The sequence below is a fragment of the Methyloversatilis sp. MC4-4 genome, assembly GCF_049843555.1.
Lineage (GTDB): Bacteria > Pseudomonadota > Gammaproteobacteria > Burkholderiales > Rhodocyclaceae > Methyloversatilis > Methyloversatilis discipulorum_B.
In genome coordinates this window covers 1-20,596 of record NZ_JBBHZK010000006.1, presented here as the reverse complement: position 1 = coordinate 20,596, position 20,596 = coordinate 1, and the positions used below count along the sequence as shown (strand labels likewise).

19 protein-coding genes are annotated in these 20,596 nt (G+C 69.5%); all 19 read left to right on the top strand.

What is annotated here, in order from left to right:
- Positions 1 to 161 precede the first annotated feature (161 nt).
- The 19 genes from hypB (at position 162) to WDZ97_RS19505 (ending at position 20,495) form a co-directional block, all read left to right on the top strand.
- Complete coding sequence (gene hypB / locus WDZ97_RS19595) at positions 162 to 1,130, top strand: hydrogenase nickel incorporation protein HypB (protein ID WP_425763869.1); 969 nt, start codon at positions 162 to 164, stop codon at positions 1,128 to 1,130.
- Entirely contained in the window at positions 1,127 to 2,272 is a 1,146-nt protein-coding gene (locus WDZ97_RS19590; protein WP_425763868.1) for a carbamoyltransferase HypF, read from the top strand. Before hypB ends, WDZ97_RS19590 begins: the two co-directional genes overlap by 4 nt.
- Positions 2,263 to 2,505: a HypC/HybG/HupF family hydrogenase formation chaperone gene (locus WDZ97_RS19585; RefSeq protein ID WP_304006895.1), complete on the top strand. Its 243-nt coding sequence runs from the start codon at positions 2,263 to 2,265 to the stop codon at positions 2,503 to 2,505. The genes WDZ97_RS19590 and WDZ97_RS19585 overlap by 10 nt, the downstream gene beginning before the upstream one ends.
- The gene (hypD, locus tag WDZ97_RS19580) at positions 2,502 to 3,641 is read left to right on the top strand and encodes a hydrogenase formation protein HypD (RefSeq protein WP_425763867.1); all 1,140 of its coding nucleotides are present in this window, start codon (positions 2,502 to 2,504) and stop codon (positions 3,639 to 3,641) included. The genes WDZ97_RS19585 and hypD overlap by 4 nt, the downstream gene beginning before the upstream one ends.
- Positions 3,638 to 4,714: a hydrogenase expression/formation protein HypE gene (gene hypE, locus WDZ97_RS19575; protein ID WP_304006898.1), complete on the top strand. Its 1,077-nt coding sequence runs from the start codon at positions 3,638 to 3,640 to the stop codon at positions 4,712 to 4,714. The genes hypD and hypE overlap by 4 nt, the downstream gene beginning before the upstream one ends.
- A 6-nt stretch (positions 4,715 to 4,720) precedes the next feature.
- Positions 4,721 to 5,182, top strand: coding sequence for a hypothetical protein (locus WDZ97_RS19570; RefSeq protein ID WP_425763866.1), 462 nt, complete (start codon positions 4,721 to 4,723; stop codon positions 5,180 to 5,182).
- Positions 5,179 to 6,924, top strand: coding sequence for an enoyl-CoA hydratase-related protein (locus WDZ97_RS19565; RefSeq protein WP_425763865.1), 1,746 nt, complete (start codon positions 5,179 to 5,181; stop codon positions 6,922 to 6,924). Before WDZ97_RS19570 ends, WDZ97_RS19565 begins: the two co-directional genes overlap by 4 nt.
- Positions 6,921 to 8,369, top strand: coding sequence for a sigma-54-dependent transcriptional regulator (locus WDZ97_RS19560; protein WP_304013225.1), 1,449 nt, complete (start codon positions 6,921 to 6,923; stop codon positions 8,367 to 8,369). The genes WDZ97_RS19565 and WDZ97_RS19560 overlap by 4 nt, the downstream gene beginning before the upstream one ends.
- Positions 8,369 to 10,201: an NAD(P)H-dependent oxidoreductase subunit E gene (locus WDZ97_RS19555; RefSeq protein WP_425763864.1), complete on the top strand. Its 1,833-nt coding sequence runs from the start codon at positions 8,369 to 8,371 to the stop codon at positions 10,199 to 10,201. The genes WDZ97_RS19560 and WDZ97_RS19555 overlap by 1 nt, the downstream gene beginning before the upstream one ends.
- Positions 10,198 to 10,890, top strand: coding sequence for a 2Fe-2S iron-sulfur cluster-binding protein (locus WDZ97_RS19550; RefSeq protein ID WP_425763863.1), 693 nt, complete (start codon positions 10,198 to 10,200; stop codon positions 10,888 to 10,890). The genes WDZ97_RS19555 and WDZ97_RS19550 overlap by 4 nt, the downstream gene beginning before the upstream one ends.
- On the top strand, positions 10,887 to 11,435 hold the full coding sequence (locus tag WDZ97_RS19545) for an NADP oxidoreductase (protein ID WP_425763862.1): 549 nt from the start codon (positions 10,887 to 10,889) through the stop codon (positions 11,433 to 11,435). Before WDZ97_RS19550 ends, WDZ97_RS19545 begins: the two co-directional genes overlap by 4 nt.
- Before the next feature lie 4 nt (positions 11,436 to 11,439).
- The gene (locus WDZ97_RS19540) at positions 11,440 to 12,960 is read left to right on the top strand and encodes a Ni/Fe hydrogenase subunit alpha (RefSeq protein WP_425763861.1); all 1,521 of its coding nucleotides are present in this window, start codon (positions 11,440 to 11,442) and stop codon (positions 12,958 to 12,960) included.
- Positions 12,957 to 13,451, top strand: a complete 495-nt coding sequence (locus WDZ97_RS19535) for a hydrogenase maturation protease (protein WP_425763860.1) — start codon at positions 12,957 to 12,959, stop codon at positions 13,449 to 13,451. The genes WDZ97_RS19540 and WDZ97_RS19535 overlap by 4 nt, the downstream gene beginning before the upstream one ends.
- Positions 13,448 to 14,443: a HupU protein gene (locus WDZ97_RS19530; protein WP_304006914.1), complete on the top strand. Its 996-nt coding sequence runs from the start codon at positions 13,448 to 13,450 to the stop codon at positions 14,441 to 14,443. Before WDZ97_RS19535 ends, WDZ97_RS19530 begins: the two co-directional genes overlap by 4 nt.
- Positions 14,440 to 14,703 carry a hypothetical protein gene (locus WDZ97_RS19525; RefSeq protein ID WP_020162848.1) on the top strand — a complete coding sequence of 88 codons (264 nt, stop codon included), beginning with the start codon at positions 14,440 to 14,442 and terminating at the stop codon, positions 14,701 to 14,703. The genes WDZ97_RS19530 and WDZ97_RS19525 overlap by 4 nt, the downstream gene beginning before the upstream one ends.
- Positions 14,704 to 14,734: 31 nt before the next feature.
- Positions 14,735 to 16,198 (top strand): nickel-dependent hydrogenase large subunit, encoded by a 1,464-nt coding sequence (locus WDZ97_RS19520; protein ID WP_425763859.1) that lies wholly within the window; start codon positions 14,735 to 14,737, stop codon positions 16,196 to 16,198.
- 106 nt (positions 16,199 to 16,304) lie between these two features.
- Positions 16,305 to 17,717, top strand: a complete 1,413-nt coding sequence (locus tag WDZ97_RS19515; RefSeq protein ID WP_425763858.1) for a Fic family protein — start codon at positions 16,305 to 16,307, stop codon at positions 17,715 to 17,717.
- 1 nt (position 17,718) lies between these two features.
- Positions 17,719 to 18,219, top strand: a complete 501-nt coding sequence (nikR, locus tag WDZ97_RS19510) for a nickel-responsive transcriptional regulator NikR (protein ID WP_020162851.1) — start codon at positions 17,719 to 17,721, stop codon at positions 18,217 to 18,219.
- A gap of 149 nt (positions 18,220 to 18,368) precedes the next feature.
- Positions 18,369 to 20,495: a TonB-dependent receptor gene (locus tag WDZ97_RS19505; protein ID WP_425763857.1), complete on the top strand. Its 2,127-nt coding sequence runs from the start codon at positions 18,369 to 18,371 to the stop codon at positions 20,493 to 20,495.
- Positions 20,496 to 20,596: the final 101 nt, after the last annotated feature.

Below are 20,596 nucleotides of genomic sequence, written 5' to 3'. Positions count from 1 at the left end.
CTTCTGACCGCGACAGGGCGGTTGATCACGCGCCAACTGCAGCTTCGTCGCCGCGGTCGCGGTCAGAAGACCGCTCCTACAGGAGCGTTGGCGCGCAAGGCATCGCGCGGAGCAGGATTGCATGACCCGGCTCAGACCGGGCAAGGACTGAGGAGACCGATATGTGCGTAGTGTGTGGATGTGCCGGTGACGGCAGCCAGGTGACGATGGAGGGGCACGGGCACGCCCATCCGCCCAGCCCCTATTCACCCGCGGCGCGGCGGATGAAGTCCGGTGCGCCGGCGATCCGCCGGGCGGAACCGGCGCATGCGGGGGCCTCGCACGTCGCGGTGGACCCGGCCAGCGGCGACCTGCATTTCGGCGCCGGTGCCGCCAAGGTGTCGGTGCCCGGCATGAGCCAGGCGCGAGCCATCCGGCTCGAAACCGACATCCTCGGCGAGAACGACCGCGTCGCGGCGCAGAACCGCGCGCACTTCGCGGCGCACGGCGTGACGGCGCTGAATTTCGTGTCCAGCCCCGGCTCCGGCAAGACCACGCTGCTGTGCGCCACCATCGAGGCGCTGAAGACGCGTGCGCCGGGCCTGCCGGTGGCGGTGATCGAGGGCGACCAGCAGACCTCCTTCGACGCCGACCGCATCCGTGCCACCGGCGCGCCGGCGCTGCAGGTGAACACCGGCAAGGGCTGTCACCTCGACGCACCGATGGTGGCCGAGGCCTTCGCCCGCCTGCACCGCCACGATCACGGTGAGGAGCGCAGCCTGCTGTTCATCGAGAACGTCGGCAACCTCGTCTGCCCGGCGATGTGGGATCTGGGCGAGGCGGCGAAGGTGGCCATCCTGTCGGTCACCGAAGGCGAGGACAAGCCGCTGAAGTACCCGGACATGTTCGCCGCCAGCACGCTGATGCTGGTGAACAAGATCGACCTGCTGCCCTATCTGAACTTCGACGTCGAGCGTTGCATAGCCTTCGCGCGCCGCGTCAATCCGGCCATCGAGGTGATCCGGGTGTCGGCCACCACCGGCGAGGGCATGGGCGACTGGCTGACCTGGATCGAATCGCGACTGAAGGCCGACGCCGTGGCCGGCCTGCGGGCCGGCATCGACGACATCGTGCGGAGCATCGCGTCATGAGCCCCCGGCTCCCCACCGTGCTGGCGGCCGGCGCCTGGCTGAAGAACGCCGCCTGCCTGTTCGAGGACGGCCGCGCCGTCTGGTCGCCAATGCACGGCGACCTCGGTGACCCGGCCGCCTGCGTCGCGCTCGAACAGTCGCTCGACCATCTGCGCGCGCAGTCCTGTACGCCGATCGAGGCGATCGCGCACGACCTGCACCCCGACTTCTACAGCACCCAGCTGGCGGTCGCGCTGGCCGACCGGCTGGGCGTGCCGGCCATCGGTGTGCAGCATCACCATGCGCACATCGCCGCCGTGATGGCCGAGCATGGACTGACCGAACCGGTGGTGGGGCTGGCGCTGGACGGCGTCGGCCTCGGCACCGACGGCGTGGCCTGGGGCGGCGAACTGCTGTGGGTCGCCCCGGGCGACTGGCGCCGGCTCGGCCACCTGTGGCCGCTGCGACTGGCCGGTGGCGACGTGGCCGCGCGCGAGCCCTGGCGCATGGCCGCAGCCGCGATGCAGACGATGGGCCGCGGCGCCGACATCGAGGCACGCTACACCGCCGCGGTCGGCGCGCAGGCGGCGCGCACCGTCACGCGCATGCTGGACAGCGGCCTCAACAGTCCGCCGACCACCAGCACCGGCCGCTGGTTCGACGCCGCTGCCGGCGCGCTCGGTTTGAGCGTGCGCCAGTCGCACGAGGCCGAAGCCGCCATTGCGCTCGAATCGGCCGCCAAGCGCTGGTTTGCCGTGCACGGCGAACCGACGCTGGACAGCGTCATCGAGGTCGCGGGCGACAGCATGCTCGATCTGCGTCCGCTGCTCGCCCGTCTGCTCGATTGGCCGGACGGCGAAAATCGATGCGACGAAGCCGCCGCCTGGTTCCACGTGGCGCTGGCCGACGGCCTCGCGCAGTGGGCGATCGCCGCCGCGCAGCGCACCCAGGTCGATACCGTCTGCCTCGGCGGCGGCTGTTTCATGAATGCGCTGCTGACGCGTCGCGTCACGCTGCGGCTGCAGAGCCGCGGCCTGCGCGTGCTGCGGCCGCAGGCCACATCCTGCGGCGATGCCGGTCTGGCCCTGGGCCAGGCGTGGGCGGTCGCGCAGCAGATCCATCTCGCACCCGGCGTGCTCACGGAGTCCCTGTCATGTGTCTAGCCATCCCCGCCAAGCTGGTCGAACTGCGCGAGGACGAACGCGCGGTGGTGAACCTCGGCGGCATCCGCAAGGAAGTGTCGATCGAACTGGTGCCCGAGGCGCAGGTCGGCGACTACGTCATCGTCCACGTCGGTCACGCCATCGGCATGATCGACCCGGAGGAGGCCGAGCGCACGCTGGCACTGTTCGGCGAAATGTCGGCAGCGATGGCCGCGACGGAGTCCGCCGCATGAAGTACATCGACGAGTTCAGGGATGGTGATGTCGCCCGCAAGATCGCCGACCGTCTGGCCGTTGAAGCGCGCGGTGACCGCCCCTACAGCTTCATGGAGTTCTGCGGCGGTCACACGCACGCCATTTCGCGCTACGGCGTGAGCGAACTGCTGCCGGCCAATGTGCGCATGATCCATGGCCCCGGCTGTCCGGTCTGCGTGCTGCCGATCGGCCGCGTGGACATGGCGATCAAGCTGGCGCTCGAACACGATGTCATCGTCTGCACCTATGGCGACACGATGCGCGTGCCGGCCTCCGACAGCCTGTCGCTGACCAGGGCGAAGGCGCGTGGCGGCGACATCCGCATGGTGTATTCGGCGGCCGACGCGCTCACGGTCGCGCGCGACAACCCGGAGCGTCAGGTGGTGTTCTTCGCCATCGGCTTCGAAACGACGACGCCGCCGACCGCGCTCGCCATCCTGCGCGCGCAGCGCGAGGGGCTGAAGAATTTCAGCGTGCTGTGCTGCCACGTGCTGACCCCGTCCGCCATCACCCACATCCTGGAATCACCGGAAGTGCGCCAGTACGGCACGGTGCCGATCGACGGCTTCATCGGCCCGGCGCACGTGAGCATCGTCATCGGTGCCGCACCCTACGAGCACTTTGCCGAGGAATACCGCAAGCCGGTGGTGATTGCCGGCTTCGAGCCGCTGGACGTGATGCAGGCCATCCTGATGCTGGTGCGCCAGGTGAACGAGGGCCGCGCCCACGTCGAGAACGAATTCACCCGCGCGGTCGACCGTGACGGCAACCTCGCCGCGCAGCAGAAGGTATCCGAGGTGTTCGAACTGCGACCCAGCTTCGAATGGCGCGGCCTGGGCGAAGTGCCGTACAGCGCGCTGAAGATACGGCCGGCCTTCGCCGAGTTCGACGCCGAGCGCCGCTTCGACGTCGGCTACAAGCCGGTGGCTGACAACAAGGCCTGCGAGTGCGGCGCCATCCTGCGCGGTGTCAAGAAGCCGACCGACTGCAAGATTTTCGGCACCGTGTGCACGCCGGAAAACCCGGTCGGTTCCTGCATGGTGTCGAGCGAGGGGGCGTGCGCGGCGCACTATGCGTACGGAAGATTCAAGGACATTCCGGTGGTGACCGCATGAACGCGAGAGACGACAGCAAGGGCGGCGCCGTGCGCGCCGGCTATGTCCGGCCGCTGGACATCCGCAACGGCCGCATCGACATGGGCCACGGTGCCGGCGGCCGCGCCGCCGCGCAGCTGATCGAGGAAATCTTCCTCGCCGCCTTCGACAATCCCTTCCTGCGCCAGGGCAACGACGGTGCGTCGCTGGCCATTCCGCAGGGCAGCCGTCTGGTGATGGCGACCGACGCGCACGTCATTTCGCCGCTGTTCTTCCCCGGCGGCGACATCGGTGCGCTCAGCGTGCACGGCACGGTGAACGACGTGGCGATGATGGGCGCGACGCCGCTCTATCTGTCGGCCAGTTTCATCCTCGAAGAGGGTTTTCCGCTGGCCGATCTGAAGCGCATCGTGCAGTCGATGGCGGCGGCGGCGCGCGAAGCCGGCGTGGCGGTGGTCACCGGCGACACCAAGGTGGTGGAGCAGGGCAAGGGCGACGGCGTGTTCATCAGCACCACCGGCGTCGGCGTGGTGCCGCACGGCATCGACGTGTCGGGCGCGAATGCGCGGCCGGGCGACGTCATCCTGCTGTCGGGCACTGTGGGCGATCACGGCGTGGCGGTGCTGTCGCAGCGCGAATCGCTGGAGTTCGAAACGACCATCGTGTCGGACACCGCGGCACTGAACGGGCTGGTCGCCGACATGCTGGCGGTCTGTCCGGCGATCCGCACGCTGCGCGATCCGACGCGTGGCGGTGTCGCCACCACGCTGAACGAGATCGCCCGCCAGTCCGGCGTCGGCATGCTGCTCGACGAGGCAGCGATACCGGTCAAGCCGGAAGTCGATGCCGCCTGTGAACTGCTGGGGCTGGACCCGCTCTACGTTGCCAACGAAGGCAAGCTCATCGCAATCGTGCCGGCCGAACACGCCGACGCCGCGCTGGCGGCGATGCGCGCGCATCCGCGCGGCGCGGACGCGGCACGCATCGGCGTCGTGCAGCAGGACGCGCATCACTTCGTGCAGATGAACACCCGCTTCGGCGGCCGGCGCGTGGTCGACTGGCTGAGCGGAGAGCAGCTGCCGCGCATCTGCTGAACCGCGATGAGCGCCGACCGCGTCTATGCCAAGACCGACAAGGGCCGCGCCGAACTGCTGTCGCGCACCGGCACGCTGCGCGGACGACTGCGGGCCGCGCTCATCGTCGTCAATGGCCAGGCACCGCTGTCCGCGCTGCAGGAGGTGATCGGCGACGGCGCAGCCGGTCTGCTCGAAGAACTGCGCATGCTTGGCCATGTCGAGGCGGTCGAACCGGCAGCGCTGGCGGCCGCCAACGACAGCGCAACGCCGGCCAACGCGCTGCTCGAAATGCGCCGCGCCGATGCGATGCACCGGCTGGCGCCGCACTTCGGTCCCGACGTGGCGCTGGTCGCGCGTCCGCTGCTGGCGGCCGAAGACGCAGCCACCTTCAACTGCGCGCTCGACGCGATCGAAAGCAAGCTCGCGCTCTACATGGGCCGCCGCGACGCCGCGCGCACGCTGGACGGACTGAGGCTGCAGACATGACGGTGCCGCTGCGCATCCTGCTGCTGTGCCACAGTTTCAACAGCCTGAGCCAGCGCCTGTACGCCGAACTGACGGCGCTCGGTCATGTGCTGTCGGTGGAGCTGGACATTGCCGACGCGGTGACCGAAGAAGCGGTCGCGCTGTTCCAGCCGGACCTCGTGCTGGCGCCTTTCCTGAAGCGACGCATCCCGGAGCCGGTGTGGCGCACCCTGCCCTGTTTCGTCGTGCATCCGGGTCCGCCGGGCGACCGCGGTCCGGCCGCGCTCGACTGGGCCATCGTCGAAGGGCAGCGCGAGTGGGGCGTCACCGTGCTGCAGGCGGACGGCGATTTCGACGCCGGCCCGGTATGGGGAGCCGCGACCTTCCCGCTGCGGACGGCGTCCAAGGGCGCGATCTACCGGCGCGAGGTGACCGAGGCGGCGGTCGCGGCGACCTTGCAGGCGCTCGCCCGCTTCACTGCCGGCGATGCGCCGCAGAAAAGCGTGCCCGCCGCCGACGGCTGGCGCGGCGTGCTGCCGCAGTCGCGCCGCGCGATCGACTGGTCGCACGACGACAGCGCCACCGTGCTGGCGAAAGTACGCGCCTCCGACGGCCAGCCGGGCGTGGTCGACGCGCTGTTCGGCCAGCCCTGCCGGCTGTTCGACGCGCACCCGGCGACGCAGCAAGCGCTGGCCGGTCTTGGCGGTGCGCCGGGCGACGTGCTGGCGCAGCGCGACGGCGCGCTGCTGCGGCGGACCGTCGATGGTGGCGTCTGGATAGGCCGCGTGTCGGTCGCCCTTGGCGACGCCGCATCGCCGATCAAGCTGCCGGCGACGCAGGCCTTTGCCGCGGCGGCCGCGACGCTGCCCGAACGTGCGGTGCCGCTCACGCGGGCGGCCGACGAATGGGGCGAGTTGCGCTACACCGAGCACGGCGAACGCGGAGCCCGCGTCGGCGTGCTCAGTTTCGACTTCTGCAATGGCGCGATGTCCACCGCGCAATGCCAGCGCCTGCGCGACGCGCTGGTCGAGGTGAAGCGGCGCGACACGCAGCTGCTGCTGATCGCTGGCGGCGACGGCTTCTTCAGCAATGGCATCGACCTCAACTGCATCGAGGCGGCGGCGCACCGCGACGGCGACAGTGCGGCCGACGAATCGTGGCGCAACATCAACGCGATGAACGACGTCGCGCTGGAAATCATCACCTGCACCGACCGCCTCACCGTGTCGCTGCTGCGCGGCAACGCCGGTGCCGGCGGCGCCTTTCTCGCGCTGGCGGCGGACGAGGTATGGGCGCAGCGCGGCGTCATGCTGAACCCGCACTACAAGAACATGGGCAATCTGTACGGCTCGGAGTACTGGACCTACCTCGCGCCGCGCCGCCTCGGCGCCGACGGCGCGCGCGCGCTGATGCAGAGCCGGCTGCCGCTGTCCGCACCCGAGGCGCTGCGCATCGGCTTCGTCGACCGTTGCCTCGACGTGCCGGCCGGTGAGGTACTCGATGCGGCGGTGCAGGAAGCCCGGCTGCTGGCCGCGTCGTACAATCTGCGCGATCGCGTCATGCGCAAGCAGACCGAGCGCGCGGCCCACGAAGCCGAACGTCCGCTCGCCGATTACCGCAAGGAAGAACTGTCCCGCATGCACCGCAATTTCTACGGCTTCGACCCCAGCTATCACGTCGCGCGCCACCACTTCGTGCACAAGCTGCCGCATGCGTGGACGCCGCGCCATCTGGCCGTGCACCGTGAGGTGGCTGCGCGATGAACGCCAGCCTGCGCGTGCCCACCGTGCTGGTGGTCGATGACGAGGTCCGCTCGCAGGACGCGATGCGCCGCACGCTGGAAGAGGACTTCACCGTACTCACCGCCAGCGGCGCCGACGACGCGCGCCAGCAGCTGGAGCGCAACGAGGTGAACGTCATCCTGTGCGACCAGCGCATGCCCGGCCTGACCGGCGTGCTGTTCCTGAAGGAGGTGCGCGAACGCTGGCCCGACGTCGTGCGCATCGTCATTTCCGGCTACACCGATTCGGAAGACATCATCGCCGGCATCAACGACGCCGGCATCTATCAGTACATCCTGAAGCCCTGGGTGCCCGATCACCTGCTGGCCACCGTGCGCAACGCCGCCGAGGCGCAGACGCTGCAGCAGGAAACCGCCCGCCTCGACCTCGAGCTGCGCACCGCGACGCCGGTGCTGCGCCAGCGCGCGGCGCACAAGCTGGAGCGCGCGCGCCGCACCTTCGGCTTCGACCGCATCGAGCGCTCCACCGGCAGTCCCCTCGATTCGGTGTGCGAAATGGCGGCGCGTGTCGCCCGCTACGACCTGTCGGTGCTGGTGCTCGGCGAATCCGGCACAGGCAAGGAACTGCTGGCGCGAGCCATCCACTACGCCAGCCCGCGTGCCAATGGCGCCTTCGTCGTCGAGAACTGCGCGGCGATACCGGAAACCCTGCTCGAATCCGAACTGTTCGGCCACAAGCGCGGTGCCTTCACCGGCGCCTACGAAGACCACATCGGCCTCTTTCAGCGCGCCGACGGCGGCACCGTGTTCCTCGATGAAATCGGCGAAACCTCGCCCGCCTTCCAGGTGCGCCTGCTGCGCGTGCTGCAGGAAGGCGAGGTGCGCCCGGTCGGCGGCACCCGTGCGGTGCCGGTGGACGTGCGCGTCATCGCCGCCACCCACCGCGACCTTGAGCAGCGGGTGCGCGACGGCCTGTTCCGCGAGGATCTGTACTACCGCATCGCCGGCGCCACCTTCACCGTGCCGCCGCTGCGCGAGCGGGTGGGCGACATCGAGCCGATCGCCCGCCGCGTGGTCGACGAGGTGGGCATCGAACTGGGCCGCCCCGGCGCCTCGCTGACCGACGAGGCGATGGCCTGTCTGATGGGCTATCCGTGGCCCGGCAACATCCGCGAACTGCGCAACGAACTGGCGCGCGCGCTGGCGTTGAGTGACAGCGAACGCATCGAGGCGCAGTCGCTGTCGCTGCGCGTGCTGCACGGTCAGGCCGGCCTGACCGCCACCGCGAGCGCCACCCCGCTGCCGGCCAGCGGCACACTGGCCGAGCGGTTGGACGCGATCGAAGCCATGGTGTTGCGCGAAACCCTGCTCCGCCACCGCTGGAACAAGACGCGCGCCGCCAAGGAACTGGGCCTGTCCCGGGTCGGTCTGCGCGGAAAGATGGTGCGCTTCGGTCTGGAGGGCTGATGGTAGATGCGGCGGACATCGTGAGCGAGCCGGTGCGGGCGGCCGCCGACGCGGTGCTGGACCGCTGGCAGCGCGCGCCGCACGCGCTGGTGCAGATCCTGCGCGAAACACAGGCGATCACCTGCTGGCTGCCGCGCCCGCTGCTCGCCCACATCGCCGCCGCACTCGGACTCACGCTCGCGCACGTCGAAGGCGTGGCCGGCTTCTATCGCTTCTTCCACACCCGCCCGGTGGGTCGCACGCGGCTGCTGTTCTCCGACAACATCACCGACCGCATGCTGGGCAGTGAAGCGCTGCTGGCGCAGCTGTGCGCCCGCCTCGGCGTTGCACCGGGCGAGGTCGATGCGCAGGGGCGCTTCAGCGTCGACCGCTGTTCCTGTACCGGACTGTGCGACCAGGGGCCGGCGCTGCTGGTGAATCACCATCAGGTCATTACGCGGCTCGACGCGGCACGCGTCGACGCGCTCGCCGATCTGCTGCTGGCCGACACGCCGGTCGAGCAGTGGCCGGCCGAGTGGTTCGACGTGGTCGATGGCGTGCAGCGCGCCGACGTGCTGCTGAGCGGTCTGGCCGCCGACGCGCCGAAGCTGCCGGCGGTGCTCGCGCAGTCGCCGCAGGCCCTGCTCGACGAAGTGGCGCAGTCCGGCCTGCGCGGACGCGGCGGCGCTGGCTTCCCGACCGCGCGCAAATGGCAGGCTTGCCGCGACGCGGCCGGCGACCTGCGCGTCGTCGTCTGCAATGCCGACGAGGGCGAGCCCGGCACCTTCAAGGACCGCGTGCTGCTGGCCAGTCACGCCGACGCCGTGTTCGACGGCATGACGGTGGCGGCGCGCGCGGTCGGCGCGCAGCAGGGCTTTCTGTACCTGCGTGGCGAATACCGCTACCTGCTGCCGCAACTCGAAGAAGTGCTCGTGCGTCGCCGCACGCAGGGTCTGCTCGGCCGTGACGCGTGCGGCGTCGCTGGCTTCGGTTTCGACATCGCCATCCATCTGGGCGCTGGCGCCTATGTCTGCGGCGAAGAATCGGCGCTGATCGAATCGCTCGAAGGCAAGCGCGGCACGCCGCGCATCCGCCCACCCTTCCCGGTGCAGGCCGGCTATCTCGGCCGGCCGACCGTCGTGAACAACGTCGAAACCTTCTGCGCGGTGGCCCATATCGCGCGCCGCGGCGGCGCCTGGTGGGCCGGCATCGGCACCGCGCAATCGACCGGCACCAAGATCCATTCGGTGTCCGGCGACTGCGCGCGACCCGGCCTGTACGAATACCCGCTGGGCACGTCCATTGCGCAGATCCTCGACGACTGCGGTGCCCGCGACGTGCAGGCGGTACAGGTCGGCGGGCCGTCCGGCGCCTGCATGCCGGCGGCGGATTTCGGGCACACCATCGCCTTCGAGGACGTGCCGAGCGCCGGCGCCTTCATGGTGTTCGACCGCTCGCGCGACCTGTTCGAGGTGGCGCGCCACTTCGCCCGCTTCTTCGCGCACGAAAGCTGCGGCCTGTGCACGCCGTGCCGAGTCGGCACCGAACTGGTGGTGCGGCGGCTGGACAAGCTGGCGCACGCGCGCGGTGCCGGCAGCGCGTCGGCCTTCGACATCGACCGCCTGCACGATCTCGATACGGTGCTGCACAGCGGCACCCACTGCGGCCTCGGCGCCTCGGCCTGCAATCCGCTGCGCGACACGCTGCGGCATTTCGGCGCCGCCTACGCGCAGCGCGCGACCGCGCCGCAGTTCCAGCCGGACATCGACCTCGACGCCGAACTGTCGTCGGCGCGCCGCGTGACCGGACGGACCGACGCCGGCGCGCATCTGAACACGGACACACCGGCATGAGCGGCGTCGATCCGACCTTCGATCTCGATGGCCAGCCGGTCGCGCTGCAGCCGGGCGACACGATACTGAGCGCCGCGGCGCGCGCCGGGCTCGACATCCCTCACCTGTGCTGGAGCGAAGAGGTGTCGGGCAGCGCGTCGTGCCGGCTGTGCACGGTGCTGGCCGACGGCCGCCCGGTGGCTGCCTGCGTGACGCCGGCGGTGGCCGGCCAGAAGGTCGACTGCCGTACCGCCTCGCTGGCCACGCAGCGCCTGCGCCTGCTGCAGATGCTGTTCGTCGAGGGCAATCACTTCTGCCCCGGCTGCGAGAAGAGCGGCAACTGCGTGCTGCAGGTTCAGGCCGAACGCGCCGGCATGACCGACCTGCATTTCGAGGTGCTGAACCCGGAGCGGCCGGTCGACGCGAGCCACCCCGACGTGCTGTTCGAACCGAACCGCTGCATCCTGTGCCAGCTGTGCGTGCGCGCCAGCGACGAGATCGACGGCAAGCGGGTGTTCGCCATCGGCGGCCACGGCATCGCCACCCGGCTGCTGATCGACAGCCCGAGCGGCCGGCTCGGCGACAGCGCGCTGTCGGTGGATGATCGCGCCGCCCACATCTGCCCGGTCGGCGCGCTGCTGCCCAAGCGGGTCGGCTTCGCGGTGCCCATCGGCCAGCGGCGCTTCGATACCGAGGACACGCGCGGATGAATGCGCCGCCCGCATCGACGCCGCCGCGCAAGCTGCGCGTCGCCACCGTGTCGCTGGCCGGCTGCTTCGGCTGCCACATGTCGCTGCTCGACATCGACGAGCGGCTGTTCGATCTGATCGAGCGGGTCGAATTCGACCGTTCGCCGCTGACCGATATCAAGACCGTCGGTGAGGTCGAGCAATGCGACATCGGTCTGGTCGAAGGCGGCCTGTGCAATGCCGAGAACGTCGAGGTGCTGCGCGCCTTCCGTGCTCGCTGCACCGTGCTGGTGGCGGTCGGCGCCTGCGCCATCACCGGCGGCCTGCCCGCGCTGCGCAATCATCTGGACGTCGGCGACATCCTGCAGTCGGTGTATGGTCGGGTGCCGGACGACCCGGAACTGCCGCTGCCGCTGAACCGCGTGCTGCCGATACACGAGGTGGTGCGCGTCGACCACGCGCTGCCCGGCTGCCCGCCGCCGGCCGACGCCTTCTGGCAACTGCTGCAGGACCTGATCGCCGGGCGCACGCCGGTGCCGGCACCCGGCCTGATCCGCTACGACTGAAGCCATGGATACGCGCCCGCTCGAAACCGCCGACAACCCTGCAGGCCTGCGCCGCATCGCGATCGATCCGCTGTCGCGCGTCGAAGGCCACGGCAAGGTGACGCTGCTGCTCGACGACGACAACCGCGTGCGCCAGGCGCGGCTGCACATCGTCGAATTCCGCGGTTTCGAGAAGTTCATCGAAGGCCGGCCCTACTGGGAAGTGCCGGTCATGGTGCAGCGGCTGTGCGGCATCTGCCCGGTGTCGCACCATCTGGCGGCGTCGAAGGCGCTCGATCGCGTGGCCGGCGGCTGGCCGGTGCCGCCGGCGGCCGAGCGCATCCGCCGGCTCATGCATTACGGCCAGATCGTGCAGAGCCACGCGCTGCACTTCTTCCACCTCGCCTCGCCCGACCTGCTGTTCGGCTTCGACGCCGGCGTCGACCAGCGCAACATCGTCGGAGTGGCCGCCGCCTTTCCGGACGCTGCGCGTCAGGGCGTCATGCTGCGCAAGTTCGGCCAGGAGGTGATCCGCATCACCTCGGGCAAGCGCATTCACGGCACCGGTTCGATACCCGGCGGCATGAACCGCGCGGTCGATCCGGCCGAACGCGACGCGCTGCGCGCCGAATTGCCGCAGGTGCTGGCCTGGGCGCAGGACGCGGTGACGCTGGCCCGCCGGCTGCACGAGAATCTGCCGGCCCGCTACGCCGACTTCGCCGACACGCCGGCCGCCATGATGTCGCTGGTTGGCCGCGACGGTGCGATGGAGCTGTACGACGGCGTGCTGCGCCTGCGCGAGTCCGACGGGCGCATCGCGGTCGACGGCTTCGACGACCAGCGCTACCGCGAACTGATAGCTGAAGCGGTCAAGCCCTGGACCTATATGAAATTCCCGTACCGCCGCGACCTCGGTGTCGACGACGGCTGGTACCGCGTCGGCCCGCTGGCGCGCGTGCAGAACTGCGATTTCATCCCGACCCCGCGCGCCGAAGCGGCGCGCCAAGCCTTCGTCGCCGCACACGAGGGGCGGCCGGTGCACGCGGTGCTGGCCACTCACTGGGCACGCATGATCGAACTGCTGCACGGTGTCGAGACGGTCGCCGCGCTGCTCGACGACGCGCTGATCACCGGCGGCCCGCTGCGGGCCGAGGGGCCGCGCCAGCGCTCGGGCATCGGCATCATCGAAGCACCGCGCGGCACGCTGATCCACGAATACGAAGTCGGCGACGACGATCTGGTCACGCGCTGCAATCTGATCGTATCGACCACGCACAACAACCAGGCGATGAACGAGGCGGTGCGCGCTGTGGCGCTGCGCTATCTCGACGGCGAAACGATTACCGAAGGCCTGCTCAATCACATCGAGGTGGCAGTGCGCGCCTACGATCCCTGCCTGTCCTGCGCCACGCACGCGCTCGGCCAGATGCCGCTGGCGGTGAGCGTGCGCGCGGCCGACGGCCGCGTGCTTGACCACGTGCTGCGCAGCTCGACCGGCGAACTGCTGCGCGACGGCCCGGCGCACGACGCCGAGGCGGCGCAATGACGGCGCCGCTGCTGGTGCTCGGCTGGGGCAATCCGAGCCGCGGCGACGACGCGCTCGGACCGATGCTGGTCGATGCGCTGGCGGCGTATGCCGGACGCGCGCTGCCCGCCGGCAGTGTGGAGTGTCTCAGCGACTACCAGCTGCAGATCGAGCACGCGCTCGATCTGGTCGGCCGCGAGCGCGTGCTCTTCGTCGACGCCGCGCGCGGGCTGGATGCCGCCTGCCAGATGCGCAGGGTCGAGCCGCAGCGCGAGCGCCAGATCACCAGCCACGCGCTCTCGCCGGAAGCGCTGCTGCAGGTATTCGTCGATCTGCAGCGCCGGCCACCGCCGGTGTGTGATGTACTGGCCATCCGCGGCCGTCGCTGGGAATTGGGCGAGCAGCCGGATGCGCAGGCCGAGGCCGATCTCGAACAGGCGCTCGTCCGGGCGCGCGGCTGGCTGCACGACGCCGTCGCTCGCGGCGCGCACACCGAAGGAGTGAATGCATGAACGTGCTCTGGTTGCAGTCCGGCGGCTGCGGCGGCTGCAGCATGTCGCTGCTGTGCGCCGACACCGACGATTTCCACGGCCAGCTGCGCGATGCCGGCATCGATCTGCTGTGGCATCCGTCGCTATCGCTGGACAGCGGCAGTGAAGTGACCGCGCTGCTCGGCCGCATCCTCGACGGCGATCTTCCGCTGGACGCGCTGTGCGTCGAAGGCTCGCTGCTGCGCGGGCCGAATGGCACCGGCCGTTTCCACGTCATGGCCGGCACCGGCCTGCCGATGATCGAATGGGTGCGCAAGCTCGCCGCAAAGGCGCGTCACGTGATCGCCATCGGCAGCTGCGCTGCCTGGGGCGGCGTCACCGCCGGCGGTGACAACCCGACCGACGCCTGCGGCCTGCAGTACGAGGACGACGTGCGCGGCGGCCTGCTGGGCAGCGATTTCCGCGCCGCGGGCGGCCTGCCGGTGATCAATATCGCCGGCTGTCCGACCCACCCGAGCTGGGTGCTGGACACGCTGATGGCGCTGGCCGCCGACGGCTTCACCGAAACCGACCTCGATACGCTGGGCCGGCCGCGCTTCTACGCCGACCAGCTGGTGCACCACGGCTGCACGCGCAACGAGTACTACGAGTTCAAGGCCAGCGCCGAGAAGCCCTCGGACCTCGGCTGCATGATGGAAAACATGGGCTGCAAGGGCACGCAGGCACACGCCGACTGCAACACGCGGCCGTGGAACGGCGAAGGCTCCTGCACCCGCGGCGGCTACGCCTGCATCAGCTGCACCGAACCTGGCTTCCAGGAACCGGGCCACCCCTTCCACGCCACCCCCAAGCTGGCCGGCATCCCGATCGGCCTGCCGACCGACATGCCCAAGGCCTGGTTCGTCGCGCTGGCGTCACTGTCGAAGTCGGCGACGCCGAAGCGGGTCAAGGTGAATGCGGTGTCGGACCACGTCGTGGTGCCGCCGGTGGCGCGAAGGACAAGATTGAAGTGACAGTGTTTCTGACCGCCACCTCGCCGTTCCGGGCCAAGGCGGATCTCATCGGCGAGCCGGTGGGCCTTCTGTTCGAGTTCATTGCGCGTTTCCTGTTCAGGATCATGTCCACCCTTTTCGGCCCGGAGGGCCAGGACGGTTATGGTCTGTCTGACTGGATACTGTTGATTGCGTTGTTGACCGGGGTGGCGATCGGGATCGCGTGGGCGGCGATGACGTTGATCCGCGTAACGCACAAGAAGGGAAAGGAAAGACGTTGAGGGTTACTGATAGCAAGAGGGCACTCTCCGCATGACCCGCCTCCTCGTCGGTCCCTTCAACCGCGTCGAGGGCGATCTCGAAGTGACGCTGGACGTCGCCGACGGCCGCGTCGCGTCGGCGCACGTCAATGCGCCGATGTACCGCGGCTTCGAGCAGATCCTGCGCGGGCGCGAGCCGCATGACGCGCTGGTGTATGTGCCGCGCATCTGCGGCATCTGTTCGGTGTCGCAGTCGGTGGCGGCCGCGCGTGCGCTGGCCGATCTCGGCGGCATCACGATGCCGGCCAACGGTCAGCACGTGACCAATGTGATCCTCGCCACCGAAAACCTGGCCGATCACCTGACTCACTTCTATCTGTTCTTCATGCCGGATTTCGTGCGGCCGGTGTATGCCAGCCGGCCCTGGCATGCCGAGGCGGTGCGCCGCTTCACGCCGCAGACCGGCGAACAGGTGCGCGCCGCGATCGCCGCGCGCCAGCGCTGGTTCACGCTGCTCGGCACATTGGCCGGCAAGTGGCCGCACACGCAGAGCATCGACCCCGGCGGCTCGACGCGCGCCATCGACGCCGCCGAACGGGTGCGCCTGCTGGCCCGCGTGCGCGAATTCCGACGCTTCCTCGAAACCCACACCTATGCGGCGCCGCTGGAACAGGTGGCCGCGCTCGATTCGGAAGCCGCGCTCGACGCCTGGCATCACTCGGCACCACTCGCCGACCCGCTGAACGGCGACCTGCGCTTTTTCCTGACCGTCGCGCGCGATGCGGCGCTGGCCACGCTTGGCGCCGGCCCCGGCCGCTTCCTCAGCTACGGCGCCTACCCGCAGCCCGAGGGCGGCACGGCGCTGGGCGCAGGCGTCTGGCACGCCGGCGCGCTGTCACCGCTCGACCCGGCCGCCATCCGCGAAGACGCCACGCACGCCTGGCTGAGCGATGCCGGCGGCCCGCAGCATCCGCGCAGCGGCGTCACGCTGCCGGAACCGGACAAGCCCGGCGCCTACACTTGGAACAAGGCGCCGCGGCTGGCCGGCGCAGTGGTCGAAACCGGCGCCATCGCGCGCCAGCTGGCGAGCGGCCATCCGCTCATCACCGATCTGGTCGGCCGTTACGGTGGCACCGTCTACACGCGGGTCGTCGCCCGCCTGCTCGAACTGGCGCGCGTGGTGCTCATGATGGAAGACTGGCTGCGCGCCGTGCGGCCGGGCGAACCCTTCTGCACGCCCGGCCGGCTGCCCGACGAAGGCAGCGGCGCCGGCCTCGGCGAAGCGGCGCGCGGCAGCCTGGGCCACTGGATTTCGGTGCGCGACGGCCGCATCGCCAACTACCAGATCGTTGCGCCCACCACCTGGAACTTCTCGCCGCGCGACGCCGCCGGCCGGCCCGGCGCGCTGGAGTCGGCGCTTGAAGGCGCACCGGTGCGCGAGGGCGAAACGACGCCGGTGGCGGTGCAGCACATCGTGCGGTCCTTCGATCCGTGCATGGTGTGCACGGTGCACTGAGTGGGTGGCAGGAAAAGCGGCGTATCGAATCGCGCCATATCCCTGTTGGCGCGATTCCCTGTTTTGTGCCAATATTGTGGCGCGATAATAGAATTGCGCCACTTAAATGACCCGGCCTCGTTCGTCCATTGATCCGCATACGCTCGCCGCACTGATCGCCCGCCACGAAGAGGGCGTCGGTGTGGACGGCCTGCTGCGCGTGCTCGGCGACGGCGTTGCACGCCGTACGCTGCAGCGCCGGCTGGCCGAACTGGTCGCGCAGGGCCGCGTGCTGACGCGCGGCGAGGCGCGGGCGCTGAAGTATTTCCCGGCGCCGGCGGGTTCTGCAGTGACGGTGATGGAGCCCCTGCCGTCCGCCGCGCCGGCGCCCTATGTGACGCTGTCGACCGAGGGCGCGGAGCTGCGCGACCTGGTGCGCAGGCCGCTGCATCTGCGCCGCCCGGTCGGCTACGACATCGGCTTCGTCGACCGCTATCGCGCCAATGACACCTTCTATCTGCCCGAGCCGCTGCGCGCGCAACTGCACGCGCTCGGCCGCTCACCGGTCGGCGAAGCGGCGGCGGGTACCTTCGCCGGCGACATCCTGAACCGGCTGCTGATCGATCTGTCCTGGGCCTCGTCGCGGCTGGAGGGCAATACCTATTCGCGGCTCGATACCGAACGTCTGATCGAACTGGGCGAAATCGCCGAGGGCAAGGACGCGCTCGAAACGCAGATGATCCTGAACCACAAGGCGGCCATCGAGTATCTGGTGCATGGCGCCGGCCGCATCGGCGTCGATCGCGAAACGCTGCTGTCGCTGCACGCGCTGCTGTCCGACGGCCTGCTGCGCGATCCGCAGGCCGGCGGCCGGGTGCGCAGCCGCGCGGTCGAGATCAGCGGCTGCGTGTATCGGCCGCTGGCGCTGCCGCAGCAGCTCGACGAACTGTTCGGCATCGTCACCGACATCGCTGCCGACATCGAAGACCCCTTCGAGCAGGCCTTTTTCCTGATGGTGCATCTGCCCTATCTGCAGCCTTTCGAGGACGTGAACAAGCGGGTGTCGCGGCTGGCCGCCAACATTCCGCTGATCCGCACCAATCTGTGCCCGCTGTCCTTCATCGACGTGCCGCAGCAGGCCTATGTCGATGCGATGATTGCGGTCTACGAGCTGAACCGCATCGAGCTGCTGCGAGACGTGTTCGTCCAGGCCTACGCGCGCTCCTGCCAGCAGTATGTCGCCGTCAAGCAGCAGCTGGTGCCGCCCGACACCTTCCGCCTGCGCCACCGCAAGGCGCTGACCGAAGCGGTGCGCACCATCGTGCTGGGCGGACGGCCGGCAAGCGCGGCGGCCGCGCGCGAGGCGACGCCGGCCGCTGTGGCGGCGGACGACCGGGCGCGCTTCGTCGAACTGGTGCTGCAGGAGTTCCGCTCGCTGCACGAGGGCAATGCGGTCCGCTTCGGCCTGCGTCCGCTGGAATTTGCCGACTGGCTGGCTACACACGGCGGGTCGATCGATACTAGCTCATCGGAGTCATGACATGCAGCGCTTCACCATTTCCCTCGACGACCAGCTGGCCGCGCAGTTCGACGACTGGATCGCGCAGCGTGGCTACGGCAACCGTTCGGAGGCGGTGCGCGACCTGTTCCGTGCCGAACTCGACCGCACGGCGCAGCAGACGGGCAGCGCGACGCACTGCGTGGCCTGCCTGTCCTACGTGTTCAACCACCACGAACGCGATCTGGCCGAGCGCATCATCAGCCTGCAGCATGCGCACCACGACCTCACGGTGTCGTCGATGCACGCCCATCTAGACCACGACTACTGCCTCGAAACCGTCATCCTGAAAGGCGAGATCGCCGCGGTGCGGCAGTTCGCCGACGCGGTGTGCGCCGAGCGCGGCGTGCACCACGGCAAGATCAACGTGATCAGTGTCGAGCTGGATGCAGGCCACCACCACGCGGGCCCGGGCGGGCATCGCTACACGCGGCGACACGAGCGCGGCGGCCAAGGCCACGTGCACATCAAGCCCAGCACCTGACGCCAGCGCCGCTGCCGCAGCATCGATCGGAATGGCAGCGCGCTGACCACCGCACGACCGGGCGTCGCGCCGAAACGCTTGCCCGGCGTGGTGCCGCGACTGGCACGCTTCTCGCGTATGAAGACTGTTCCAAATCTTCATACAAAAAGATGAACGCGAAAAAAGACTTTTCCGGGAAGGTGTTGCGGGCGCCATCGGCGTCCGTGCAGGGATTTCTGCCGCTGCTGTGCGTGCCCGTCATCGGGGCATGGGGCACCGCGCTGGCGCACGAAGCGGCGCCGTCGGCTCACCATCTCGACGCGGTGACCATCGAGGGCCATTACGACAACGCGATCGGCACGTCCGACGCCGCCAGCCAGGGCCGCGTGACCGCGCGGCTGATCGAAAACCGGCCGACGTTGCGTCCTGCCGAGGTGCTGGAATTCGTGCCCGGCGTCATCGTCACGCAGCACAGTGGCGGCGGCAAGGCGAACCAGTACTTCCTGCGCGGCTTCAACCTCGACCACGGCACCGACTTCGCCACCTATATCGACGGCATGCCGGCGAACATGCCGACGCACGCGCACGGCCACGGCTATACCGACCTGAACTGGCTGATACCGGAACTGGTCGGCCGCATCGACTACCGCAAGGGCCCGTACTACGCCGAAGAGGGCGATTTCGCGTCCGCCGGTTCGGCGCGGCTGCGGCTGGTCGACCGGCTCGACTACGGCACCGCCGAAGTGACCCTCGGTCAGGACGGCCACCGGCGCGGCCTGTTGATGAATTCGCACGCGCTGGGTGCCGGCACGTTGCTGTACGCGCTCGAAACCTCGCGCAGCGACGGCCCCTGGGACAACCCGGAAGACTTCCGCCGCATCAACGGCGTGCTGCGCTACACGCTGGGCGAGGGCGCCAACCGCACCGCACTTACCGCGATGGCCTACACCGCGCGCTGGGACTCGACCGACCAGATCCCGCTGCGCGCCGTGCAGTCCGGCCTGATCGGCCGCTACGGCACGGTGGACCCGACCGACGGCGGCAAGACGCAGCGCTACAGCCTGTCGGTCGACCATCAGCGCGCCTACGACGACGGTGCCTTCCGCTTCAACGCCTACGCCATCCAGTCGGAGCTGGACCTGTGGTCCAACTTCACCTACTTCCTCGAAAACCCGGCCGACGGCGATCAGTTCCGCCAGTCCGAACAGCGCACCGTGCTCGGCATGGCGATGAGCCGCAGCTGGGACGGCCAGTTCGCCGGCCGGCCGATGACCAACACGCTGGGCGTGCAGCTGCGACACGATCGCCTGAGCCCGGTCGGGCTGTATTCGACGGTCGCGCGCAGCACCACCGGCGTGATCCAGCAGAGCCGCGTGCGTCAGACCAGCGTCGGTCTGTTCGGCGAGAACAGCGTGCAATGGACGCCCTGGCTGCGCAGCCTCGCCGGCCTGCGCATCGACCGCTACGACTTCGACGTCGCCAGCTCGATCGCCGCCAACAGCGGCGACGCCTCCGACCACATCGCCTCGCCCAAGCTGTCCTTCGTGTTCGGGCCGTGGGCGCGCACCGAGTATTTCGTGAACTACGGCTACGGCTTCCACAGCAATGACGCCCGCGGCACCACGGCGCGCGTCACCGCCAAGGGCGGGCTGCCGGCGGACCCGGTCGACGCGCTGGTGCGCACCAAGGGCGGCGAAATCGGCGTGCGCACTGAGTGGATTCCCGGCCTGCAGAGTTCGCTCGCCGTGTGGACGCTGAAGCTGGATTCGGAACTGCTGTTCGTCGGCGACGCTGGCGAAACCGAGCCCAACCGCGCCAGCAAGCGCAGCGGCATCGAGTGGAACAACCGCTGGACGATGCGACCCTGGCTGCTGCTGGACCTCGACATCGCCGCCTCGCGCGCCCGCTTCACCGAGGACGACCCGGCCGGTAACCACGTGCCGGGTGCGGTCGACCGCGTTGTCGCCGCAGGCCTGAGCCTGACCGAAGACAACCCGCTGGCCAACGGCTGGTTCGGTCACCTGCAGTTGAGGCATGTCGGCCCGCGTCCGCTGGTCGAGGACAACTCGGTGCGCTCCGATTCGACCACGCTGGCCTATCTGCGCATCGGCCACCGTCTCACCCGCGACCTGCGGTTGATGCTGGACGTGTTCAATCTGTTCGACAGCGGCGACAACGACATCGAGTACTTCTACACCTCACGCCTGCGCGGCGAAGCGGCAGGCGGCGTCGATGACCGCCATGTCCATCCGGTCGAGCCACGCAGCGTACGGCTGACCCTGAATGCGCGGTTCTGAGTGCTTGAACCGTGCGGGCGGCCGGAGCTCGGGCGGTTTGGGAGAGGGGTCTTGACCCCGACAGCGGGCGGTATCGGAGTCTGAGGCCTGTCGCCGCTGCA

Bases quoted from the DNA above. Each gene is read 5' to 3' on its own strand.
- WDZ97_RS19535 (WP_425763860.1), top strand. From the start codon at position 12,957: ATGACGGCGCCGCTGCTGGTGCTCGGCTGGGGCAATCCGAGCCGCGGC.
- WDZ97_RS19555 (WP_425763864.1), top strand. From the start codon at position 8,369: ATGGTAGATGCGGCGGACATCGTGAGCGAGCCGGTGCGGGCGGCCGCC.
- WDZ97_RS19570 (WP_425763866.1), top strand. From the start codon at position 4,721: ATGAGCGCCGACCGCGTCTATGCCAAGACCGACAAGGGCCGCGCCGAA.
- WDZ97_RS19585 (WP_304006895.1), top strand. From the start codon at position 2,263: ATGTGTCTAGCCATCCCCGCCAAGCTGGTCGAACTGCGCGAGGACGAA.
- hypB (WP_425763869.1), top strand. From the start codon at position 162: ATGTGCGTAGTGTGTGGATGTGCCGGTGACGGCAGCCAGGTGACGATG.
- WDZ97_RS19560 (WP_304013225.1), top strand. From the start codon at position 6,921: ATGAACGCCAGCCTGCGCGTGCCCACCGTGCTGGTGGTCGATGACGAG.
- WDZ97_RS19540 (WP_425763861.1), top strand. From the start codon at position 11,440: ATGGATACGCGCCCGCTCGAAACCGCCGACAACCCTGCAGGCCTGCGC.
- WDZ97_RS19515 (WP_425763858.1), top strand. From the start codon at position 16,305: ATGACCCGGCCTCGTTCGTCCATTGATCCGCATACGCTCGCCGCACTG.
- WDZ97_RS19550 (WP_425763863.1), top strand. From the start codon at position 10,198: ATGAGCGGCGTCGATCCGACCTTCGATCTCGATGGCCAGCCGGTCGCG.
- WDZ97_RS19530 (WP_304006914.1), top strand. From the start codon at position 13,448: ATGAACGTGCTCTGGTTGCAGTCCGGCGGCTGCGGCGGCTGCAGCATG.
- WDZ97_RS19565 (WP_425763865.1), top strand. From the start codon at position 5,179: ATGACGGTGCCGCTGCGCATCCTGCTGCTGTGCCACAGTTTCAACAGC.
- hypD (WP_425763867.1), top strand. From the start codon at position 2,502: ATGAAGTACATCGACGAGTTCAGGGATGGTGATGTCGCCCGCAAGATC.
- WDZ97_RS19505 (WP_425763857.1), top strand. From the start codon at position 18,369: ATGAACGCGAAAAAAGACTTTTCCGGGAAGGTGTTGCGGGCGCCATCG.
- hypE (WP_304006898.1), top strand. From the start codon at position 3,638: ATGAACGCGAGAGACGACAGCAAGGGCGGCGCCGTGCGCGCCGGCTAT.
- WDZ97_RS19545 (WP_425763862.1), top strand. From the start codon at position 10,887: ATGAATGCGCCGCCCGCATCGACGCCGCCGCGCAAGCTGCGCGTCGCC.
- nikR (WP_020162851.1), top strand. From the start codon at position 17,719: ATGCAGCGCTTCACCATTTCCCTCGACGACCAGCTGGCCGCGCAGTTC.
- WDZ97_RS19590 (WP_425763868.1), top strand. From the start codon at position 1,127: ATGAGCCCCCGGCTCCCCACCGTGCTGGCGGCCGGCGCCTGGCTGAAG.
- WDZ97_RS19520 (WP_425763859.1), top strand. From the start codon at position 14,735: ATGACCCGCCTCCTCGTCGGTCCCTTCAACCGCGTCGAGGGCGATCTC.